This is a genomic window from Aeromonas sp. QDB25 (assembly GCF_027707725.1).
Classification (GTDB): Bacteria; Pseudomonadota; Gammaproteobacteria; order Enterobacterales; family Aeromonadaceae; genus Aeromonas; species Aeromonas caviae.
Genome location: NZ_JAPCIZ010000049.1, coordinates 1 through 20244, shown reverse-complemented (window position 1 = coordinate 20244; position 20244 = coordinate 1). Strand labels below are relative to the sequence as shown.

Below are 20244 nucleotides of genomic sequence, written 5' to 3'. Positions count from 1 at the left end.
AGCAACAAGGGCTGCCCGGGGGCAGCCCTTGTTATTTTTGGTGCTCATGCCGTCTGGGGCACCTGACGGTTGACCTGGCCGGCAAACAGCTGGTGGAAGCGGGAGTGGGAGTTGGCCAGCAGGCTCACCGGCGACCCCTGCTCCACCACGGTGCCGGCCTCCATCACCACCACCTTGTCCACCGACAAGAGCGGCTCCAGGTGGTGGGCGATCACCAGATAGCTGGCCTCCGGCCGGTAGCGGTAGAGCAGCTCCGCCATCTTGCGCATGCCGCCGTGATCGAGGTCCGAGGTGGCCTCGTCCAGCACGATGAGCGGTCGGCGCGACAGCAGGATGCGGGCGATCACCAGCAACTGGGTCTCGCCAGCGGAGAGTTGCAGCCTGTCGAGATCCTCGTCCAGCCGCCCGGCGCAGCGCTCGGCCAGTCCCACCCGGGCAAGCGCCTGCTCAAGCATGGCGTCCTCATGCTCGGTCAGGGGCGTCAGATTGGCCCGCAAGGAGCCAAAGAAGGTGAGCGGGATCTGGGAGACGGTGTCGTAGAGATCGCGCACCGCCTCCGGTGCAAGTCGTGACAGTGGCTGATTGCCGTAGAAGATCTCCCCCTGGGAGGCGGGATACATGGCCTGCAATACCCCCAGCAGGGAGCTTTTGCCTGCCCCGGTACGCCCGCACACACCCACCTTTTCACCGGGGGCCAGCTCGAAGTTCACCTTGTGCAGTGCCCACTGGCTGGTCTGGGGGTAGCGCAGCCCCAGGTTGTCGAAGCGCACTGCGGGGTGAGGGGTGGCGAGGGCCTCTCCCTCCTGGCGTTCGCTCTCTATTTCGCTGTATTCGCGCACCCGTTCCACCGCGTTCATCACCTGTTCCACTTCGGCAAAGGTGCGGATGAGGGAGTTGAGCATGGCGGAAGCGGTAAAGGCATAGGTGATGGCAACCGCCCCCAGCAGCGGGCTGTTGCCAAAGGCCACCATGAGTGCCACGGCCCCCACCAGGGCGGCGGAGAGCAGGGTCTGGTGCATGCCGAGCCAGCGGTTGATGGAGGTGGTGGTGTACCAGCTGCGCAGGTTGTTGTCATAGTGGTGCAGCACCTGGTCCAGCGCGAAACGCTCGGCCCCGGCCAGGCGTAGGGCGGGGGCGCCGCGGATGGTCTCGCTGATGCTGATGTAGAGCGGGGAGCGCAGCACCGAGGACTGGCGCCGCAGCTTGAGTTGCACCGCCCGGTAGCGGCGCTGCAACACATAGAGCGCCCATCCCACCAGGGGGGCGATGAGCAGCAGCAGGGGAATATTGATGCCGATCACCACCACCTGCAAGGCCACGGACATCAGCATGCCGAACAGTCCCACCAGCATGGAGAGCAGCATCTCCTGCGCCTCCCCCAGATCCCGGTCGAAGCGGTTGAGGATGCGCCCCTGGGGCACCTTGTCGAAGAAGGCCATGGGGGCGCGGCTGATGCGCCCCAGCATGCCGTCAAACAGGGTCCAGGCCAGCTTGAGGCCGAGTTTGTAGTTGATGACCCGCACCGCCATGATGCAGGCGAGGGAGCCCGCCCCCAGCAGCACATAGATGCCGAGCAGGGTCGTGACGTCGCTCACCTCGGCCTTGCCGCCGAGCCAGAGATCCGAGGCGATGCGCAGCCCTTCCTGGCCCAGGGTGAGCAGCAGGACGAGCAGGATGGCACCGGGGGCGGCGAGGCGCTGCCACATGAAGCCAAACAGCCCCCAGTCCACCTTGCCCTCCACCACTTTCTCCTCGCTGAACTGCTCCGCCTCCTGAGGGGGCACCGGCGGGGCGGTCTGGGGATGCTGGACAAGATCCGCCAACTGGTGGGCATCGAGCTCCACCAGGCGCTCCTGCTCGATGCGGATCACCCGATCGCACCTGGCCAGCACATCCGGGTCGTGGCTCACCAGGAGCCGGGTTGGCCCCGGCTTGAAGGCGAGCCCCTGCTCCAGTACCTGGGCCGCGACCATGGGGTCGAGCGCAGACAAGGGGTTGTCCAGCAGCAGGATATCGGCCCGGGCGTAGAGGGCGCGAGCCAGGGCGACCCGCTGCTGCTGGCCGCCGGAGAGGCGGGTGCCGAGCTCCCCCACCAGGGTTTGATCCCCGTGGCTGAGCAGCGCGAGATCGGCCGTGAGGGCGCAGGCGCCGAGCACCCAACGATAGCGCTCGGCGTGCCAGGGCTGGCCGAACAGGATGTTGTTGCGGATGGTGTCGTTCATCAGCCAGGGTTTATGGCCCAGATGGGCAACCCGGCCGTGGCGACGGATGCTGCCGGCAAACTCGCTGTCAAAGCCGGCAACCAGATGCAGCAGGCAGCTCTTGCCCGCCCCGGTGGCCCCGGTGATCCCCACGAGCTCCCCCGGTGCGATGGCGAGGTTGGCTCCCTCGAGCACCGGTTTTTGCTGGTGCAGGGCGGTGACGTTGTCGAGCCGCAGGCTGCCCACCGGCAAGCTGGGATCGGTGAGATCCCGATGCTGCTCCGGGCTGTTCAGGAACTCGCACAGCCGGTTGAAGCCGGTGTTGAAGTTGATCAGGGTGCGGATGAGGTAGGGCAGTCGCATCATGGGAATGCGCAGCACGGTAAACAGGGCGATGGTGGTGAACACCTGGGGCAGGGTGAGGGTGTTGCCCGACGCCAGGTAGGTGGTGAAGGTGGCCAGGGTCACCAGCAGGGGAGTGCTCAGCATCAGCCCTTCGTTGATAGCATCGAGCCTGAGCACCCTGCCCAGCACTCCCAACTCCTGCTGGCGCTTGGTGTTGGCCGCCCGGGTGAAGAAGGGGCCAAGCCCGTTCTGGCGCACCAGCCGCAGCTTCTTGATGTATTCCGCCAGGATGCCGTTGCGCTCGTCCTGTTGACGCTTGAGCTGCTGCTCCTGCTGGTTCATGCCCCGTACCACCCGGGTGGAGATGAGCAGCAGCAGGGCCAGCACCGCGAAGCCCACCAGACCGGCACTGCCCACCTGCCACACCAGCAGGGCGATGGTGCCGATGAGTTGCAGCGCCATGGTGACCGGCATGGCGGGGTCAGCCAGGATCCAAGTGATGTCCCACACGTCCCGGTTGATGAGGTTCTGAACCCGGCCGCCGGCCCTGTCGTCGAAGCTCTTGCCACCCTGCTTCATCACCTTGGCGAGCAGGGATTCGGCCAGCAGACGGCGGATGGGCACGTGCATCTTGAGGGCCAGTTGCAGGGAGTGCTCCGCCAGCATGCCGGCGGCGAGCACGGAGGCGAACAGGGCCAGGGCCAGCAGCAGCTTGTGGCCGGTGGTGGCATCGGTGCCGAGCTGGGTCATGCTGTGGTTGAGCAGCCAGGGGCTGGTCAGGGTGGCGAGCATGCCGAGCAGTTGCAGCAGGGTGAGCAGGCCAATCCGTCCCTTGTAATGGCGCCAGATAAAGGCGGTCAAGGGCCAGGGGCGCACTGGCTGGCGGGCGGTGAGCGCGAGGAAGGCGTCGGCGCGGCCGTCGCGCCTGTCTTCCGGCAGCAGGGGATAGAGATCGTCGAGACTGACCTGGGGCTGGGTCAGCCCCTTGCGCAGCAGCGGGCCGGTCCAGCGATAGAAGAGGCGACTCAGCCAGCCGGCCGAGATTTCCGGATGATCCAATGGGTGTCCTTATTATTTTGTGCTGCTTCCAGAGGGGCGGGGCGGCTCATGGGCCGCCCTCGAACTTGTTGTCTTGCTGCGGGCGTGCGCCCGGCGGGATCAGCGATCCCGGTTCATGCGGATGAGCCGATCCAGGATCCGCTCGCCATCGACCCGCAGGCCGTTGTGTTCGTACTCGTTGGTGATCCAGGCGCGGCTGTTGCCAAGCCCCTTCAGGGTGTCGCGGCTGTAGTCAAACTCCACGTACATGTCCTCGGCATAGACGGCGCAGGCCACCGGCACAGTGTTGCGGGCCAGCTGCGCCGGATCGTAGAGGGGGCCCCAGTCCGCTTTCTGGGCCAGCAGGTGGGCGGCCTCCTTCAGGGGAATGAGCTCGCGGAACTGCTCGAACATCCAGGGGAAGATCATCTCGCCGGTGAAGGCGAAATCTTTGCCGGGCGCCCAGGCCAGGGCAGGAAACTCCCTTCTCACCCGCTCGGCCGCCCAGTTGCTAGCACTCCCTTCGCAATAGATGAGCTCGTGCAGGATGGCGAACACCGGGTTGGTGTTGAACGGCTGCATGGCCTGCACCTGATAGAGGAAGGCGGGGTTGAGGCGTTCGCCGATGAAGGCGTCTTCCAGCAGGTAGTAAAGTGCCTCGAAGGCGCCGCTGGCCCCAAGATCCAGCCCCTGCTGCTGCAACTGCTCCACCGTCAGGCGCTGGCCGTTGGGCAGGCGCACGTCGTGGTGGTGCAGGTGGTTGGCCAGCCGGTTGACCAGGGCCTGGGCATGGGGGAAGCGGGTGAAGAAGGCGCGGTTCTTGTCCGCCACCCGCTGGTAGGTGGCGCGGTAGACCTCATCCGCACTGCGCCCGATGGGTGCCACCCCGCCGGTGAGGTAGACCTCGTGCAGACACCGCGGGAACAACGAGAGGTAGGTGAGGCTGCAAAAGCCGCCGAAACTCTGGCCGAGCAGGCTCCAGGGGCGCCCCGGGCTCAGCACCTCGCGAATGCATTCAGCGTCGCGCACTATGTTGTCGGCGCGAAAATGGCCGAGGTAATCCGCCTGCTCATATGGGGTCATCCCCGCCAGGGCGTCAGCACTGATGGGGGTGGAGTGGCCGGTGCCGCGCTGATCGAGCAGCAGCACCCGAAACTCCTGCAGGGCCCGCTTGATCCAGCCGCCATCGGCGGTCGGGCGAGGAGCGCCAAAGCCCGGGCCCCCCTGCAAATAGAGCAGCCAGGGCAGGTCATCATCCAGCTTGTCCTTGCGGCAGAGGGTGCGGCCAAACAGGGTGAGGGTCGCCTCCTCGTCGGGATGCTGGTGGTCGAGGGGCACGGTAAAAAAGTGTGGCTCGCAATGGATGCCATCCAGCACATAGTGCAAGGGGCTGCTCATCTGGGGTCTCCCTGAGGGTAGGAAAATCGTCGGCCTCATCATAGCCCTGGCGCAGGGGCGGGTCACGCCGGTTTTCCAGATTGTTAACAGAGATGGAGTCTGAGGTCGGTGCCCTACAAGGTGTGGTTTCGCCGCAGTTGACGGCGGGCTGCAACTGGACAAAGATGAGCCGCCTGCCGGGACGGGCAGGGATAGGTCAGCACCCCGGGTGCAGGAAACTGGATGGAGTTGGCTCGATGAAGCCGAGATGGATACGTGTTCGCAAGAGACGCACACAGAGGGATCCGGAGGGGGTGCTGCAGGTGGGTTTGCTGGTGTTCAGCGCCACCTGTGGTGCCACTCTGTTGCTGGCGGCCTGCAACGGCGGTTAGCTGAGTGAAACAGACCCGCTTGTCATGAGCGGGTTTTTTCATGCCGGAGCAGAAGGTCGGGACCTGCCTGTAGCCCTTTGCTGACGCGGGTTTGCGGTATGCAGAGTACGGCTGCTATGGTCAATTTACGACCGGATCCACACAGGGAGGCGATCATGAACAGTCGTGAAAAAGTCCTGGCTCATTTGGCCACAGATCACCGGGTTGCAGGATTGACCGCCGGCGAGGCACTGGCTGGCATGAGCCACTCGATGAGTTCGCTCCTGCTGCAACAGGATCAGCACTTCTTCCGCCGCCATGCGGACGACCCCTGCCACGAAGTCGCCCGGGCCTGCTCGGCCGGACACGTATGGCATGGGGACGAAAACCACTACTAGCCCCGGCATGTGAGTAAATGACAGATGCAAAAAGGCCCGCTCATCTGAGCGGGCCTTTCGAATTTGGCTCCTCCTACTGGACTTGAACCAGTGACATACGGATTAACAGTCCGCCGTTCTACCGACTGAACTAAGGAGGAATAGTTGGTGCCCAGAGACGGAATCGAACCGCCGACACGGGGATTTTCAATCCCCTGCTCTACCGACTGAGCTATCTGGGCAACGGCGCGCATTAAACCCTTTCTGGACTGAGGTGTCAACCACAGGCCGCAGATTGATGTACCGTTCGCTCGATATCCGAGCAATCTTCCCGTGATTGGACCGGTTTCCCGGTTTTAACCATGAAAAGAGGGGCGCCTGTGGGGCAGGGCGGGCCGGCGGCCAGCAGAACATCATGAAGGATGGCGGGCTGCCTGACGTGCCGAGGGCTGCCCGCTGGCGCCAAGCCGGGAGAGGCGCCAGTTATCTTGGCCCATCGATTGAGCCTGCCGCGCTCTGCGGGTATGCTTTGCCGCACTCATCCCCTGGCCATGGTCCGGGCCGACGCGGCTGGCAGGGGTGACATCCATCCAACACCGCCTGGGGTTTATATGAATACCAATATGCAAGAGTGGCGCGAAGAGACCGCCGCCATCGTCAACGAGCTGCTGGCCGATGGCAGCAACCCGGATCTGGATTACGAGATTGAGCACCACTTTGCCTGCCAGAAGTTCGATCTGCTGGAGAAGGCGGCGGTCGATCTGTTCAAGGCCGGTTTCGAAGTGACCGACGCCGAGGAGATGGAGCTGGACGACGGCGCCACCATCTTCTGTTTCGACGCCATGGTGGAGTGCAAGCTGGACATCGACACCATCGTCGCCGACATCGAGAAGATGCTGCCCATCCTCGAGAAATACGGGGTGGACTACGACGGCTGGGGCACCTATTTCCAGGAGTAAGTGCGCCAGATCATGCACGCTTTGCAAAAACAACAAGGCCACCCTCGGGTGGCCTTGTTGTTGCTGGCTTACTGCTCCGGCAGCTGATAGCTGCGGGCAAAGTCGGCCGGTGGGAGGGGGCGGCTGAACAGATAGCCTTGCAGCCGATCGCAACCGACCTGCACCAGCCAGGCCTGCTGCTCCGGCGTCTCCACCCCTTCGGCGGTGATCTTGATGCCAAGTTCATGGCCCAACCCGATGACGGAACGCACGATGGCGGTGGTGGCCTGGTTGGTGGCCAGCCCCTGGGTGAAGCTCTTGTCGAGCTTGAGGGTCGCCACCTGCAGCCTGGGAAGGTAGGCGAGGGAGCAGTAGCCGGTGCCGAAGTCGTCGATGGCGAGCTGGAAGCCCGCCTCGATGAGGCTGGCCAGGTTGCTCTCAATCTCGTCGGCATTCTCCATCAGCACCCCTTCGGTGATCTCCAGCTCCAGTTGCCAGGGGGCGAGCCCGTGGCGCGCGATGCAGTCGAAGATCTGAGGGCAGAGCTCGGGATCGCGGAACTGCAGGGGCGAGAGGTTGATGGAGAGCACCAGGTCCGGGGCCGCCACCTGCCAGCGGGCAAGCTGGGCACAGCCGAGCTCCAGCATCAGCTGGCCGAGCTGGCCGATGAGCCCCAGCTCCTCCGCCAGCGGGATGAACTCGTCGGGGGAGACCATGCCGAATTCGGGATGGGGCCAGCGGCAGAGCAGCTCTGCCCCGTGCAGCCGGTTGCTGTGGGTACAGATGATGGGCTGGTAGACGGCGGTCAGCTCGGCGGACTTGATGGCGAGTGGCAACTGGGCGGCGATGAGCTGGCGGCGTTTGAGCTTGGCATCGAGTGCGGGGTCGAACAGGGTACAGTGCTGCTGCTGGCGCTTGCCCTGGGCCAGGGCGGCCTCGGCGTGGCTCAGCAGACGCTCGGCATCCTTGGCCTTGCCATGGGCGATGCCGAGGAACACCGGGATCTGGATCCTGTGCTCCTCGACCTGATAGGGCGTCATCAGCTCCTGCTGCAGGTTGCGGCTCCACGCATCCAGAGAGAGGGGGAGCTCGGGCAGCAGCAGGGCGAAGTCATCCGCCGCGACCCGACAGAGCAGGGACTGGGGCGGCGCCAGTCGTTGCAGGCGGCGGGCCACCTGGCTCAGCAGGCGGTCGGCGACCCGTATGCCGAAGCGATCGTTGATCTCGCGAAAATGTTGCAGATCCACCAGCAGCAGGCTGGCCTTGCGGGCCCCCAGATGACGGCTGGTCTGCAGGAAGTGGGAGAGCTTGAGCAGGCCGGTCAGGCTGTCGTAGTGCTGCTCTTGCTGCAACTGGGCCTGGGTGGTGCGCAGCCCGGTGATGTCGCGGCTAAGGGTAAGGATGCCGAGGGAGTTGCCCTCGTCATCCGGCACCTCGACCCGGGTGACCTCCAGATGGCGGCCTCTGCCCTGGGCATCCACCACGCAATACTCCCCCTGACCCAGGGTTTGTTCGACGGGCAGCCGGGGCGGGACGCGCCGACCCAGAGCCTCGCTTGCCACCAGCCCCATGAAGTCGAGAAAGGCCTGGTTGCAGTCGATGAGCACGCCCTGATGATCCTCGAGACGGATGAGGTCGGGAATGGCATCCAGCAGGCGGCGTTGCAGCAACTGCTGCTGGCGGAAGGTTTGCTCCAGCTCCTTGCGCTGATCGATGGCGCTGACCATGGCAAACAGGGCGATGGGGTCGCCGTGCTCGTCATACAGGGGAACCTTGTTGATCTCCATCCAGCTGGCGCCTTCGCCGCTGTGGCAATGGAGCTGCTGGTGCAGCAGGGGTTTGCCGTCGGCCAGCAGGCGGTCATCTTCCTCCCGGAATACATCCCCCCAGGGCATCTCGGCATCGCTCTTGCCAATGAGTTCGCTCGGGTCTTGCAGGCCGGCTTCCCTGGCGAATGCCTTGTTGGCAAACAGGTACCGTCCGTGCTTGTCCCGGCAGAAGATATTCATGGGTAACTGGTCGATGATCTGCTGCAGCAGCGCCAGGGAGAGCGAAGAAGTCACGAGAGCACTCACGGGGGAGACTTCGAGCAAATCTATGATAACAGGTGGGTTTTGTAAAGCCTGGGTTAAGAGTACGCCATTTGTGCGGATCCCTGCTGACAGCCTGTGTCGCGATCGCCATAATAGCCGCCGGTCGGCCTATGGCCTTATGGATGAGAGAAGCAGCATGAAGAAGATAATGGGGGGCGCCCTGGCCCTGTTGATGGTGGGTTGTGCGAGCGACAACAACGGCGGCGAGCAGTATCGCTATACCCCGCCGGTTGCCAAGGCAACCAACAACACCCAGGAGATGGCGATCCCGGTGGATCTGGTGTGGGCCCGTGCCGAGAAGTGGTTCGGCGATCACGGTCTGAACATCGAGAACAGCCAGCGTGGTGCCGGTCTGATGACCGCCAACGTGGAAAACTCGGCCGATGGTCTGGAGTGGCTGGATTGCGGCACCATGGGGTCCAAGGTGGCGCTGGGCAACCCCAACCTGCAGATCAACCTGATCATCACCCAGAGCGGCAACAACAGCGTCGCCACCGTGAATGTCAAGGGCAATACCCAGCTCTACTTCGTCGAGTCCTCCGGCGAGCGAGTACTGGCTCCCTCCATCACCCCGGTGTGCGTCTCCCGCGGCAGCCTGGAACAGAGCCTGTTCTCCACCCTCGGCAACTGATCCTGCCGGGTATCATGAAAAACCCCGTTGCGTGCAACGGGGTTTTTTTATGCCTGCTCTGCGCCCATCAGGGCGTGAGGGGAGGGATGACGAGGATCAGGGGGTCAGATCGCCGTGATAGAGCACATGGTCGCCGGACTTGAGCACATACCCCTTCCAGGGGAAGAGCTGATAGCCGCCGCCCTGCCAGGACCAGTTGCCCTCTTCGCCCTGGCGGATCAGCCGGATCGGCTCGCCCTCTGGCAGGGTCAGCTCGGCCTGACTCTGATCGGCATTGAACAGCACGAAAGCGCTGACGGTCTGACCGGCATCGGTCGGGTTGAGGCGAATGCCCTGCTCGAACAGACGCACGCACTGGCCTGCCAGCGCCGACCATTGATAGCCCGCGCTGCCGATGCAGCCATGTTCGTCGCGATCCGCGCCGACCAGGGGCTCCTTCGGTGTCGTGTTGCAGGCGGCCAGCAGCAGGGTGGCCGCCATCAGGGTCAGGGTGCGCATGGTTACTCCTTGGCGTCCCGTTCAATGACGATGTTGGAGAAGCCCAGTTCCTTGAAGTAGTTCTCCCGGTAATCCTTCACGCTCTTCTTGTCGCGGCGGCACACCTGGGCCAACTGCTCTTCCATGGCGTGGAAGCGGGTCAGATCGATCCCCTCGGCGGCGGCAACGGCATCATAGATGCTGTTGAACTTGTCGTTGGCATAGCCAATCTCCCTGGCCTGCTTCTTGTAGGTGTAGGTAATCTTGAACGCCATGGCGTCACTCCTTCTCTTTGGCCTGCTTGCGCTGGACGTACAGATAGAGGCTTTCGACCTTCTCTCTGGCCCAGGGGGTCTTGCGCAAGAACTTCAGGCTGGACTTGATGCTGGGATTATCGGTGAAGCAGCGGATATTGATCTGCTGCCCCAGCGCTTCCCAGCCATAGTGCGCGACCAGGGCGGTGACGATGGCCTCTAGGGTCAGCCCGTGCAGCGGGTTGTTCTTCTGGGAAGTGGGTTGATCGCTCATACCTGCGCCGCCAGGGTGGCAAAGGGCTGACCCATGCGGGTGGTGACCCCGTTGGCCAGGTGCGGCTCGAAACCGGCCAGCATGCCCGGGCCAAACAGGCAGACGACTGTGCTGCCCAGCTTGAACAGGCCCATCTCGGCCCCCTTTTGCAGAGTGATGGCTTCATCGCCGGTGTAGTCCCAGCGCACCACCTTCTTCTCTTTGGTCGGCGCTATGTTGCCGGCCCAGATGGTTTCGATGCTCGCGACGATAGTGGCACCGACCAGCACCAGGGCCATGGGGCCGTGGGGGGTACGGAAGGTGGCCACCACCCGCTCGTTGCGGGCAAACAGGTTGGGCACGTTCTCGGCGGTGAGGGGGTTGACGGAGAAGAGATCCCCCGGCACGAACACCATGTTCTCCAGCACGCCGTCCAGCGGCATGTGGATGCGGTGGTAATCCTTGGGTGCCAGATAGATGGTAGCGAAGTCGCCATCCTTGAACGGGGCCACCAGATCCTCATAGCCCCCCAGCAGCTCGCGGGCGCTGTAGTCGTGGCCCTTGGCCTGAATGATGCGACCTTGGCTGATGGGCCCGAGCTGGCTGACGGTGCCATCCACCGGCAGGGCCAGGGTCATGGCGTCTTCCACCACGGGGCGGATGCCGGGTTTGAGCTCGCGGGTGAAGAATTCGTTGAAGCTCTTGTAGTGGGCCGGGCTCTCGTGCAGCGCCTCGCTCATGTCGACCTGGTACTGCTTGATAAAGGCCTCGATCACCCTGGTGGTGAGGTTGCCCGCTTCGGCGGCGGCAAGTTTGCCCACCAGGCGGGAGAGGGCGTGTTTGGGCAGGCAGTATTGACCGGCAATTTTCAGGTTGTCAGTGATGCTCATGATCTTCATCTGGGAATGAGTTGAACGGGTCACAGCCGCGCCTGTTGGCGACCGTGGCGGGCTTCCTGCATGGTTTCCAGGATGCGGTGGTAGTTGTGGAAGCGATCGGCGCTGATGGCGCCCGCTTCGACCGCGGCGCGCAGGGCGCAGCCGGGATCATCCTTGTGGGTGCAGTCGCGGAACTTGCAGCCACCCAGGTAGTCGCGAAACTCGACGAAGCACCAGGTGATGCGGTCGGCTTCCAGGTGCCAGAGGGCGAACTCGCGGATCCCGGGGGAGTCGATGAGATCGCCGCCGCTCGGGAAGTGGTAGAGCCGCGCCGTGGTGGTGGTGTGCTGGCCGAGCCCCGAGTTCTCGGAGATCTCGCCGGTGAGCACGTCCAGCCCCGGCATCAGGGCGTTGGTGAGGGACGACTTGCCCACCCCGGACTGGCCCACGAAGATGCTGATCTTGTCGGTGAGCGCCGCCTTGAGGGCGTCGATGCCCTCACCGCTCTCGCAGCTCACCAGCAGCACCTCGTAACCGAGCTTGCGGTAGGTCTCGAGCTGGTGCTCGATACGGGCGCGGGCCGCGTCATCGAGCATGTCGACCTTGTTCAGCACGATGAGGGGCGCTATCTCCACATCTTCTGCCGCCACCAGGTAGCGGTCGACGATGTTGGTGGAGAACTCGGGCATCACCGCCGAGACGATGATGATCTGGTCGATGTTGGCGGCGATGGGTTTGACCCCGTCGTAGAAGTCCGGCCGGGTCAGCACCGAGTGGCGCGGATGCACCGCCTCGATGACGCCGGCAGTCGCGGCATTGAGGCCGGGGCGCCACACCACCTTGTCGCCGCACACCAGGCTGCTGATGCTGCTGCGCCGCAGGTTGCTGCGGTGGATGGCACCATCGCTCGCCTCGACATCCGCGTGCTGGCCGAAACGGCTGATCACCACCCCTTCGATGGCGGGGCCGAACAGGGTGTCATCTACCACTGTGGTGTGCTCTTTTTGCAGCCGCCGCTCGCGGTTGGCCTGGACGCGCCTTTGTTGACCCAGATTGAGTTTTGCTTTCTTTGCCACGGGGTTTGCCAGTTTATGAACAGATTCAAAGCCAGTATGATACATGCAAATTGGCAAAATTCCGCCATTCCTCCCAATAGAGAGAGCAATCATGACAGTCAGCGCGCAGAACCTGGTATGGATCGACATGGAGATGACGGGTCTGGACCCCGAAGAGAACGTGGTACTGGAGATCGCCACCATCGTCACCGACAAGGACCTGAACGTGCTGGCCGAAGGGCCGGTCATCGCCATCCACCAGAGCGAGCAAGAGCTGGGCAAGATGGATGACTGGAACGTCAACACCCACACCAAGAGCGGGCTGGTGGCCCGGGTCAAGGCGAGTGAGTACGACGAGGCCAAGGCCGTTGCCGAGACCCTCGCCTTCATTCGCCAGTGGGTGCCGGAGCGCACCAGCCCCCTGTGCGGCAACAGCATCGGCCAGGATCGCCGCTTCATGGTCAAGCACATGAGCGATCTGGAAGCCTTCTTCCATTACCGCAACGTGGACGTCAGCACCATCAAGGAGCTGGTCCGTCGCTGGCAGCCTGAACTGCTGGATCAATTCAAGAAGAGCGGCTCTCACCAGGCGCTGGACGACATCCGCGAATCCATCGCCGAACTGCAGTTCTACCGCGCCCACGTCTTCAAAATCTGAGTGGCTGGCAAGGGTTTGCCGTCGTTCGGTTGCTAAAATCAGCAGTTCGGCCAGCTTTTGAGCGAACGGCTGCAACCAGACAAAAAAGCCCTTGCAATTGGAATGTCTGCTCTTATAATTCGGCTCCCGTACAGTAGCGCAAGCAACCAAATACTGTACGGTCTGTTTTCAGGTTTTGCGGGAATAGCTCAGTTGGTAGAGCACGACCTTGCCAAGGTCGGGGTCGCGAGTTCGAGTCTCGTTTCCCGCTCCAAAATGTTTGCTGATGACGTTCCTATGCGGGAATAGCTCAGTTGGTAGAGCACGACCTTGCCAAGGTCGGGGTCGCGAGTTCGAGTCTCGTTTCCCGCTCCAATCATCAGCACAGCCTCAAAACAATCCATGTTGCGGGAATAGCTCAGTTGGTAGAGCACGACCTTGCCAAGGTCGGGGTCGCGAGTTCGAGTCTCGTTTCCCGCTCCAATATGCAGTGCCGGAGTCACTGCGTTGGTAGAGCATGTTGAGTGCTTGCCAAGGTTGGGGTAGCGAGCGCGATTCTCGTTGCTGGCTCCAAAAATATGTAAGTGATATTCCGATGCGGGAATAGCTCAGTTGGTAGAGCACGACCTTGCCAAGGTCGGGGTCGCGAGTTCGAGTCTCGTTTCCCGCTCCAATCACTTGCAGATGACATTCTGTTGCGGGAATAGCTCAGTTGGTAGAGCACGACCTTGCCAAGGTCGGGGTCGCGAGTTCGAGTCTCGTTTCCCGCTCCAATCTCTCTTCGAACCCTTCGAATTCAATCTCTCCCCCAAGTACACGAATCCAGTTTCTCAGTACCATCACTGCCGCGTCCTGTTGGTAGAGCATGATCCGCGCTTGCCAAGGCTGGGGTCGCGAGTTCGAGTCTCGTTTCCCGCTCCAATTTCTCTTCGACGTCCTCATAATCCCTTTGAATTGCCCATCACATAGCGCCGCGATGATTTGTCGTATCCGGCGTTTGCCTGCTTTCTCTCTTCCCCGCACATCCCAAGTCATAAGACCAAGATGTATTGCTTGCTAATAGCCTCCCGGAGATCGGGCACAACCCTTTGCGCTCGGCTAACAGGCTTGGCAGGGCCTGAATGACAGACAGTGGCTCGCTATAAGTTAAAACCGGGGCATTTAACCAAAACTCATAATTTTGATTTATAGCGGCTGGTGGCGGCCATAAGCGGCTTGCAGGTGGGGATGGCAAGCCCGGCAAGAGCTCTGCCGGTCGGGAAGGAAAGATCGCGGGCAAAAAAATAGGAGGGGCGATGGCTCCTCCTACGGGTTCACTGGCGCTGGCTCAGATAACGGTGACGTTCTCGGCCTGAGGGCCTTTTTTGCCCTGGGTCACAGTGAACTGGACTTTTTGGCCTTCAGCCAGGGTCTTGAAACCTGCGCTCTGGATGGAGGAGAAGTGAACGAAAACGTCCGGTCCCTGGGATTGCTCGATGAAGCCAAAACCCTTGGTTTCGTTGAACCATTTTACTTGGCCGGTGCGAATGTCAGACATGTGGTAAGTCCTATCTATAACAAAATGAAACTAAGCCTGGTTGGGCAGCATTTGCCTGGAAGTCAGGGGTTGAAGCATGACTGACCACGTCTCTTTGTCCCAGTAGCATGTAGCACAATCCCTGTCTAAAGCCTGACCGATTGTACTGGAGCCCGATCCCTTGTCAATTTGGCACTTTTCATTTTTTGAGCGAGCTAAAAGTATTGTGAAGTCAGCAGCTTGTTTCATGCTTCACATCAAAAAAAACGGGAAGCCATGGCCTCCCGTCTACATAAGGGGGGTGGTCGAGCCCCTTATTCCTTGAGGGCGAACCCTTCCCCCTGGCGGTCATAGCGGTAGCTGACCTGACCGAGAGAGCGGACCTCGACCCGCTGGATGCGGCGGCTGGTGTCCACCAGGATGAACACCGACTTGCCCGACTGCAGCCGGGTCAGCGGCCTGTCCGGCCCTTCGATGGCGATGAGCCGGCTGAGCTCGGCCCCCGGCAGCTCGAACTTGCGGAAGATGGAGTAGAGGGTTTCACCGGCCTGCACGTCGTGCTGCAACCAGGTGCCATCCACTTTTTCCTCGACGGGCTTGGCGGCCTGGAGCTCACCGGCGTTGCCGACGGTCAGGGCCTGGGCCGGCACGGCCAGGGGGACCGCCAGAGAGCCTGACGGCGCCGTGGTGGGGGCGGCGGGGGCGGGCTCCCAGGCCAGCACCAGCAGCCAGAGCGGGATCAGCACCAGCAACCCTATGGTGTGTTTGCGGGGCAGGGGGCTTGCCAGCTTGAACGAGGCCGCCTTCGGCTCCTTGTTGCGCTGACCCAGGCCACTCATACCCTGGCCGAGACGCTGGCGCAGGGGCAGGGTAGCCGCGTTGATACGTTGGAGCAGGGTTCCTTGTGATTCGTCTTGGCGACGCTGCTGGGCTCGTCTGTTATGGCCACGTGGGCGACGGTCCGGGGTGGGCACGGCATTTACCTCTCACTACATTGCCTGCCATCAGGCAAATATGCCGCCTATGGTAAACGGACTCGCCCCCGAGGGGGAGAGTCCGGAGCATGAAAATTATCAGCTGAGACGAAACTGACCCAACAATTGCTGCAAACGTTCCGCCGCCTGACGCAAGGCCTGACTGGCGTTGGCCGTGCTGGTGGCGTCCCTGGCGATGTCGTTGGCCAGTGCGCTGGTTTTTGACAGATTGCCGGAGACAGTCTCGGAAACCGAGCTCTGCTCCTCGGCGGCGGAGGCGATCTGGTAGGTCATGTCGTTGATGGTGGCGATGGCCTGGAAGATGCTGCCGAGGGCTGCCTCCGCCTGATCCGCTTCCCCCACCGCCTGATGGGTCAGCTGCTGGCTCTGCTGGATGGCGTTGACCGCGTTGGTGGAGCTGTGGCGGATCTTGTCGATCAGCTCCTGGGTATTCTGCACCGCCTGCTGGGTGTTGCCCGCCAGCTTGCGCACCTCGTCGGCCACCACCGCAAAACCGCGCCCCTGCTCGCCGGCCCGGGCCGCCTCGATGGCGGCGTTGAGCGCCAGCAGGTTGGTCTGATCGGCGATCCCCTGGATGACGGTGAGGATGCTGGTGATCTGCTCGCTGTCGTGAGCCAGCCCTTCCACCACCTCGGCGCCCTTGCCCGCCTCGGCAGCCACCTTGTGCATGGAGTGGATCACCCGCTGGAAGCGTACCTTGCCCTCGTCCGCCGCGCTCTGGGCCTGCTTGGCGGAGTCGGCGGTGTTGTTGGCGTGGGTGGCCACCTCCTGGCTGACATAGGACATCTCCTGCACCGCGGTCAGCATCTGCTCCATCTCCGCCTGGTGATGCTGCAGGTTGCTGTCGGTCTGGCCGGCGATGCGATCGGTGTCCCCGGCGTGGCGATGGACCTCGCTCGCGGTCTTCTGCACATCCCCGAGCAAGGCCTGCAGCTTGTCGATGAAGCGATTGATGCCCCGGGCCAGGGCCCCCAGCTCGTCCCGGGAGCGGCTCTCCAGGCGCTTGGTGAGATCCCCCTCGCCGTCGGCGATGTCATCCACCAGGCTCACCATCTGGCGGATGGGGCCCGTGATGCTGCGGGCAATGACCAGCATGGTGCCAAGGGCCAGCGCCAGTACGATGAGGGCACCGATGAGCTGTTGGGTCATGGCGGCGCGGTTCATGTCGGTGAGCTGGCGTGCCAGCTCGTCCGCTCCCGCCAGCACCACCTTGTAGGGCAGGGTGACGATGATGGCCCAGTTGCGGGCCATGCCGGGCACCGCGATGGGCACCGAGATGCGAAACGCATCGTCGAGCTCCTGGCGCTGTACCTCGGGTTTGAGATACTGCTGCCAGCCGTTGCCGAGCACCTTGTCGGCGCGGCTGCCGAGCAGGCTGGCGTCGCCGCTGGTACCGGTGATGACACCGGCGGCGCTGACGATCAGGGTTTCCCCCTTGCCGTCATAGATGTTGCTGTTGAGGGACTGGGCCTGGCGGCTGATGGAGTCCACCGCCAGATCCAGCGCGGCGATGCCCTTGAACCGGCCATCCACCAGGATGGGGGTAGTGATGGTGCTCACCAGCACCTGCTGGCCGTTGATGTCCACCTTGAAGGGATCGATGAGGCAGGGGCGCCCCTCCCGTTTCGGGCAGGCGTAGTAATCGTTGGCCGGGTTGCCGAACTCGTCCGGATCGCTCTTTTCGATGGAGAGCAGCAGATCGCTGCCGATCTGATCCTTGTCGCGATAGAAGTAGGGAACGAAGCGCCCCTTGTCGTCACTGCCGAGCGCGCTCTGGCCGGCGAAGCTGGCATCCTGGCCGTCGAAGCCGTTGGGCTCGAAGCCCGCGAAGGCGCCATAGAGCTGGGGCTCCAGGGCAAGCTGGGCCTTGAGCAGATCGGTGGCTTGCTGGCGATCCAGCGGCAGCTTGCCCTCCTGCTGGCGGGCGAAGACGCTGGCCATCTGCTGGGTGTAGGAGAGCCCCTTTTGCAGCAGCTGGGTGATGGTGGCGGCCTCGGCACGGGCGTTGGCACTCACCTTCTGCCACGCCTCCTGTTGCAGGGCGGCGCGGCTGGAGTCGATGGTGAGCTGCTGGGTCTGCCGGCCTGAATACTGGTTGAGCAGGATCAGGATGACCAGGGCCGTGGTCATGGCGACACCGGCCAGTACCAGGATACGATTCTGGATAGAACGAAACTGCATCGCGCGTTCCTTGTATCGTTGAGGGTTCGTTGACGGGGTGACTGAAGTATCGGCTGTGCGGGAGATCTCTCCAGCGACCTCGCCTAGCTAAGCGGGAAAAAAGGGAAAATTCTGAGACATCACTCTAAAACAGCGGTTTTTGCGGGAGTAGACCCTATTTTCCCCTCTGCCTCGCCATGGTTTTCCCATCCGTCATTGTCGGTGCTAAAATGCGACGGTTTTTTTAACGAATTGGCCCAAGGCCCTCTACACAAGGCTTAAAGATGAAAGTCAAAACCCGTTTTGCTCCCAGCCCGACCGGCTTTTTGCATGTCGGCGGTGCCCGTACCGCACTCTATTCCTGGTTGTTTGCAAAGAACCAGGGCGGTGAGTTTGTGCTGCGTATCGAGGATACCGATCTGGAACGTTCCACTCAGGAGGCCATCGACGCCATCATTGAGGGCATGGAATGGCTGGAGCTGAACTGGGATGAGGGCCCCTACTACCAGACCAAGCGCTTCGATCGCTACAACGGCCTCATCGACGAGATGCTGGCTGACGGTCGCGCCTACAAGTGCTACTGCTCCAAGGAGCGGCTGGAAGCGCTGCGTGAAGGCCAGATGGCCAACGGCGAGAAGCCCCGCTATGACGGCAAGTGCCGGGATGGCGCCCACGATCATCCGGCCGATGCGCCCCACGTGATCCGCTTCCGCAACCCGACCGAAGGCTCCGTGGTGTTCGATGACCACGTCCGTGGCCGCATCGAGTTCGCCAACACCGAGCTGGACGATCTGATCATTCGCCGTACCGACGGTGCGCCGACCTACAACTTCTGTGTTGTAGTCGATGACTGGGACATGGAGATCACCCACGTGGTGCGTGGCGAAGACCACATCAACAACACCCCGCGCCAGATCAACATCTACAAGGCGCTGAACGCGCCGGTACCGGAATTTGCCCACGTCTCCATGATCCTGGGTGACGACGGCGCCAAGCTCTCCAAGCGCCATGGCGCCGTCTCCGTGATGCAGTACCGCGACGACGGCTACCTGCCGGAAGCGCTGCTGAACTACCTGGTGCGTCTGGGTTGGTCCCACGGCGATCAGGAGATCTTCAGCCTGGACGAGATGATCAAGCTGTTCAGCCTGGACGCCATCTCCAAGTCGGCTTCCGCCTTCAACACCGACAAGCTGCTGTGGCTGAACAACCACTACATGCGCAGCCTGGATCCGGCCTATGTGGCCAAGCACCTGGCCTGGCACATGGAACACCAGCAGATCGACACCAGCAATGGCCCGGCGCTGGCCGACGTGGTCACCCTGCTGGCCGAGCGCTGCAACACCCTGGTCGAGGTGGCTGCCCAGAGCCGCTACCTGTTCGAAGAGTACGAGGCCATCGACGAAGCCGCTGCCAAGAAGCACCTGCGCGGTGTGGCTGCCGAGCCGCTGGCGCTGGCCAAGACCAAGCTGGCGGCCCTGGAGACCTGGACCACCGAGGCGCTGCACGAGCTGATTGAAGCGACCGCCGCCGAGCTGGGTCAGGGCATGGGCAAGGTCGGCATGCCGCTGCGTGTGGCCGTCACCGGTCTGGGCCAGTCTCCTGCCATCGATGCCGTGATGGCGCTGGTGGGCAAGGAGCGGGTCCTCGCCCGTATCGACCGCGCCCTGGCGTATATCGAAGCGCGCATGGCCGCTGAATAAACATCGGCCATGGCATGAAAAGGGCTCCCTGACGGGGGCCCTTCGTATTTTGGCCTCAAGCGGATTTGCGACGTAAAACAGCGACATAGCGACGAGGTTGGCGGTAAAAACAGCTAACTGCCTGAATTTTGACTAAACGCTCCAGTGGGCGAGAATTTTGGGTTGACAGCAAAGCGGGTGATGCCTATCATGCGCCTCCGTTGCCAGAGATAACTTTGGTAGCGCCGAGGTGAGTTGGGGTTATAGCTCAGCTGGGAGAGCGCTTGCATGGCATGCAAGAGGTCCGCGGTTCGATCCCGCGTAGCTCCACCAAATTCTCCTCGAACAATCTGGAGTCCAAGGGGTTATAGCTCAGCTGGGAGAGCGCTTGCATGGCATGCAAGAGGTCCGCGGTTCGATCCCGCGTAGCTCCACCAGGTTCCCGATTGACATGAAGTACCCAGGGCAGTGCGGTGTGTATCACCCAGGCCGACCTTTGTGGGGTTATAGCTCAGCTGGGAGAGCGCTTGCATGGCATGCAAGAGGTCCGCGGTTCGATCCCGCGTAGCTCCACCATTATTGAGGATGAATGGCCGCCAGAACCATTCATTCAGTACCGAATTTGGGGTTATAGCTCAGCTGGGAGAGCGCTTGCATGGCATGCAAGAGGTCCGCGGTTCGATCCCGCGTAGCTCCACCAAATTCAGAGTGATTCAGCGTCACTCACACACATTGGGGTTATAGCTCAGCTGGGAGAGCGCTTGCATGGCATGCAAGAGGTCCGCGGTTCGATCCCGCGTAGCTCCACCATCTTTCGCAAGAAAGCACCAAGGCCACCGCATCGCGGTGGCCTTTTTGTTTGGTTCTTCGCGGGATCCTGGGAAAGTGGAAGTTGACAGACAGGGTGCTGGTAAACTGGCTGTCTCCAAACACACCACCACCATCACCCTGCTGTCGCCGTGCATCATA

At 62.4% G+C, this 20244-nt stretch carries 17 protein-coding genes and 12 tRNA genes; 16 read left to right on the top strand and 13 right to left on the bottom strand.

Features of this window, described 5'->3' with window-relative positions; genetic code table 11:
- Nucleotides 1-44 precede the first annotated feature (44 nt).
- On the bottom strand, nucleotides 45-3605 hold the full coding sequence (locus tag PG883_RS15960) for an ATP-binding cassette domain-containing protein (RefSeq protein WP_270807384.1): 3561 nt from the start codon (nucleotides 3603-3605) through the stop codon (nucleotides 45-47).
- 99 nt (nucleotides 3606-3704) lie between these two features.
- Complete coding sequence (locus PG883_RS15955; protein ID WP_010675495.1) at nucleotides 3705-4982, bottom strand: alpha/beta fold hydrolase; 1278 nt, start codon at nucleotides 4980-4982, stop codon at nucleotides 3705-3707.
- 236 nt (nucleotides 4983-5218) lie between these two features.
- Between PG883_RS15955 and PG883_RS15950 the strand changes: the two genes are divergently transcribed.
- Complete coding sequence (locus tag PG883_RS15950; RefSeq protein ID WP_080560565.1) at nucleotides 5219-5353, top strand: hypothetical protein; 135 nt, start codon at nucleotides 5219-5221, stop codon at nucleotides 5351-5353.
- 155 nt (nucleotides 5354-5508) lie between these two features.
- Nucleotides 5509-5730, top strand: coding sequence for a hypothetical protein (locus PG883_RS15945; RefSeq protein ID WP_010675494.1), 222 nt, complete (start codon nucleotides 5509-5511; stop codon nucleotides 5728-5730).
- A gap of 64 nt (nucleotides 5731-5794) precedes the next feature.
- On the opposite strand, the gene PG883_RS15940 is transcribed toward PG883_RS15945, so the two are convergent.
- Nucleotides 5795-5870 (bottom strand) — tRNA-Asn (locus PG883_RS15940).
- Between the two features lie 5 nt (nucleotides 5871-5875).
- A tRNA-Phe gene (locus PG883_RS15935) sits at nucleotides 5876-5951 on the bottom strand.
- Nucleotides 5952-6332: 381 nt separating this feature from the next.
- On the opposite strand from PG883_RS15935, the gene rraB reads away from it, so the two are divergent.
- Nucleotides 6333-6668: a ribonuclease E inhibitor RraB gene (gene rraB, locus PG883_RS15930; RefSeq protein ID WP_010675493.1), complete on the top strand. Its 336-nt coding sequence runs from the start codon at nucleotides 6333-6335 to the stop codon at nucleotides 6666-6668.
- A gap of 68 nt (nucleotides 6669-6736) precedes the next feature.
- Here rraB and PG883_RS15925 read toward each other — a convergent pair whose 3' ends face one another.
- The gene (locus tag PG883_RS15925) at nucleotides 6737-8710 is read right to left on the bottom strand and encodes a sensor domain-containing protein (RefSeq protein WP_010675492.1); all 1974 of its coding nucleotides are present in this window, start codon (nucleotides 8708-8710) and stop codon (nucleotides 6737-6739) included.
- 166 nt (nucleotides 8711-8876) lie between these two features.
- Between PG883_RS15925 and PG883_RS15920 the strand changes: the two genes are divergently transcribed.
- Nucleotides 8877-9371, top strand: a complete 495-nt coding sequence (locus PG883_RS15920; protein WP_029314787.1) for a hypothetical protein — start codon at nucleotides 8877-8879, stop codon at nucleotides 9369-9371.
- A gap of 96 nt (nucleotides 9372-9467) precedes the next feature.
- On the opposite strand, the gene PG883_RS15915 is transcribed toward PG883_RS15920, so the two are convergent.
- Genes PG883_RS15915 through rsgA form a run of 5 tightly spaced genes read right to left on the bottom strand, consistent with a single transcriptional unit; the run spans nucleotide 9468 to nucleotide 12309 of the window.
- Nucleotides 9468-9869, bottom strand: a complete 402-nt coding sequence (locus PG883_RS15915; protein WP_042014295.1) for a hypothetical protein — start codon at nucleotides 9867-9869, stop codon at nucleotides 9468-9470.
- Nucleotides 9870-9871: 2 nt separating this feature from the next.
- Complete coding sequence (locus PG883_RS15910) at nucleotides 9872-10123, bottom strand: DUF2960 domain-containing protein (RefSeq protein WP_010675489.1); 252 nt, start codon at nucleotides 10121-10123, stop codon at nucleotides 9872-9874.
- A 4-nt stretch (nucleotides 10124-10127) separates the two neighbouring features.
- A complete protein-coding gene (locus PG883_RS15905; protein WP_010675488.1) occupies nucleotides 10128-10376 on the bottom strand; it encodes a VF530 family DNA-binding protein in 249 nt (82 codons plus the stop codon).
- The gene (asd, locus tag PG883_RS15900; protein WP_270807383.1) at nucleotides 10373-11245 is read right to left on the bottom strand and encodes an archaetidylserine decarboxylase; all 873 of its coding nucleotides are present in this window, start codon (nucleotides 11243-11245) and stop codon (nucleotides 10373-10375) included. Before asd ends, PG883_RS15905 begins: the two co-directional genes overlap by 4 nt.
- 29 nt (nucleotides 11246-11274) lie before the next feature.
- Nucleotides 11275-12309: a small ribosomal subunit biogenesis GTPase RsgA gene (gene rsgA, locus PG883_RS15895; RefSeq protein WP_039040203.1), complete on the bottom strand. Its 1035-nt coding sequence runs from the start codon at nucleotides 12307-12309 to the stop codon at nucleotides 11275-11277.
- Between the two features lie 91 nt (nucleotides 12310-12400).
- Here rsgA and orn point away from each other — a divergent pair, with 91 nt between their 5' ends.
- From orn to PG883_RS15865, 6 genes are all read left to right on the top strand, one after another.
- Complete coding sequence (orn, locus tag PG883_RS15890) at nucleotides 12401-12946, top strand: oligoribonuclease (RefSeq protein ID WP_270807382.1); 546 nt, start codon at nucleotides 12401-12403, stop codon at nucleotides 12944-12946.
- Nucleotides 12947-13123: 177 nt separating this feature from the next.
- Nucleotides 13124-13199, top strand: a tRNA-Gly gene (locus PG883_RS15885).
- Nucleotides 13200-13224: 25 nt separating this feature from the next.
- Nucleotides 13225-13300: transfer RNA gene (locus tag PG883_RS15880), tRNA-Gly, on the top strand.
- Nucleotides 13301-13332: 32 nt separating this feature from the next.
- A tRNA-Gly gene (locus PG883_RS15875) sits at nucleotides 13333-13408 on the top strand.
- 114 nt (nucleotides 13409-13522) lie between these two features.
- A tRNA-Gly gene (locus PG883_RS15870) sits at nucleotides 13523-13598 on the top strand.
- Nucleotides 13599-13622: 24 nt separating this feature from the next.
- A tRNA-Gly gene (locus PG883_RS15865) sits at nucleotides 13623-13698 on the top strand.
- A 554-nt stretch (nucleotides 13699-14252) separates the two neighbouring features.
- On the opposite strand, the gene PG883_RS15860 is transcribed toward PG883_RS15865, so the two are convergent.
- From PG883_RS15860 to PG883_RS15850, 3 genes are all read right to left on the bottom strand, one after another.
- Complete coding sequence (locus PG883_RS15860) at nucleotides 14253-14462, bottom strand: cold-shock protein (protein ID WP_005297820.1); 210 nt, start codon at nucleotides 14460-14462, stop codon at nucleotides 14253-14255.
- A 293-nt stretch (nucleotides 14463-14755) separates the two neighbouring features.
- Nucleotides 14756-15415, bottom strand: a complete 660-nt coding sequence (locus PG883_RS15855; RefSeq protein ID WP_113977902.1) for a LysM-like peptidoglycan-binding domain-containing protein — start codon at nucleotides 15413-15415, stop codon at nucleotides 14756-14758.
- Between the two features lie 99 nt (nucleotides 15416-15514).
- Entirely contained in the window at nucleotides 15515-17617 is a 2103-nt protein-coding gene (locus PG883_RS15850; protein WP_270807381.1) for a methyl-accepting chemotaxis protein, read from the bottom strand.
- A 263-nt stretch (nucleotides 17618-17880) separates the two neighbouring features.
- Here PG883_RS15850 and gltX point away from each other — a divergent pair, with 263 nt between their 5' ends.
- The 6 genes from gltX (at nucleotide 17881) to PG883_RS15820 (ending at nucleotide 20085) form a co-directional block, all read left to right on the top strand.
- Nucleotides 17881-19296, top strand: coding sequence for a glutamate--tRNA ligase (gene gltX / locus PG883_RS15845; RefSeq protein WP_103243647.1), 1416 nt, complete (start codon nucleotides 17881-17883; stop codon nucleotides 19294-19296).
- Between the two features lie 236 nt (nucleotides 19297-19532).
- Nucleotides 19533-19608: transfer RNA gene (locus PG883_RS15840), tRNA-Ala, on the top strand.
- Between the two features lie 28 nt (nucleotides 19609-19636).
- Nucleotides 19637-19712, top strand: a tRNA-Ala gene (locus PG883_RS15835).
- A 63-nt stretch (nucleotides 19713-19775) separates the two neighbouring features.
- Nucleotides 19776-19851: transfer RNA gene (locus PG883_RS15830), tRNA-Ala, on the top strand.
- A 48-nt stretch (nucleotides 19852-19899) separates the two neighbouring features.
- Nucleotides 19900-19975: transfer RNA gene (locus tag PG883_RS15825), tRNA-Ala, on the top strand.
- Between the two features lie 34 nt (nucleotides 19976-20009).
- Nucleotides 20010-20085 (top strand) — tRNA-Ala (locus PG883_RS15820).
- Nucleotides 20086-20244: the final 159 nt, after the last annotated feature.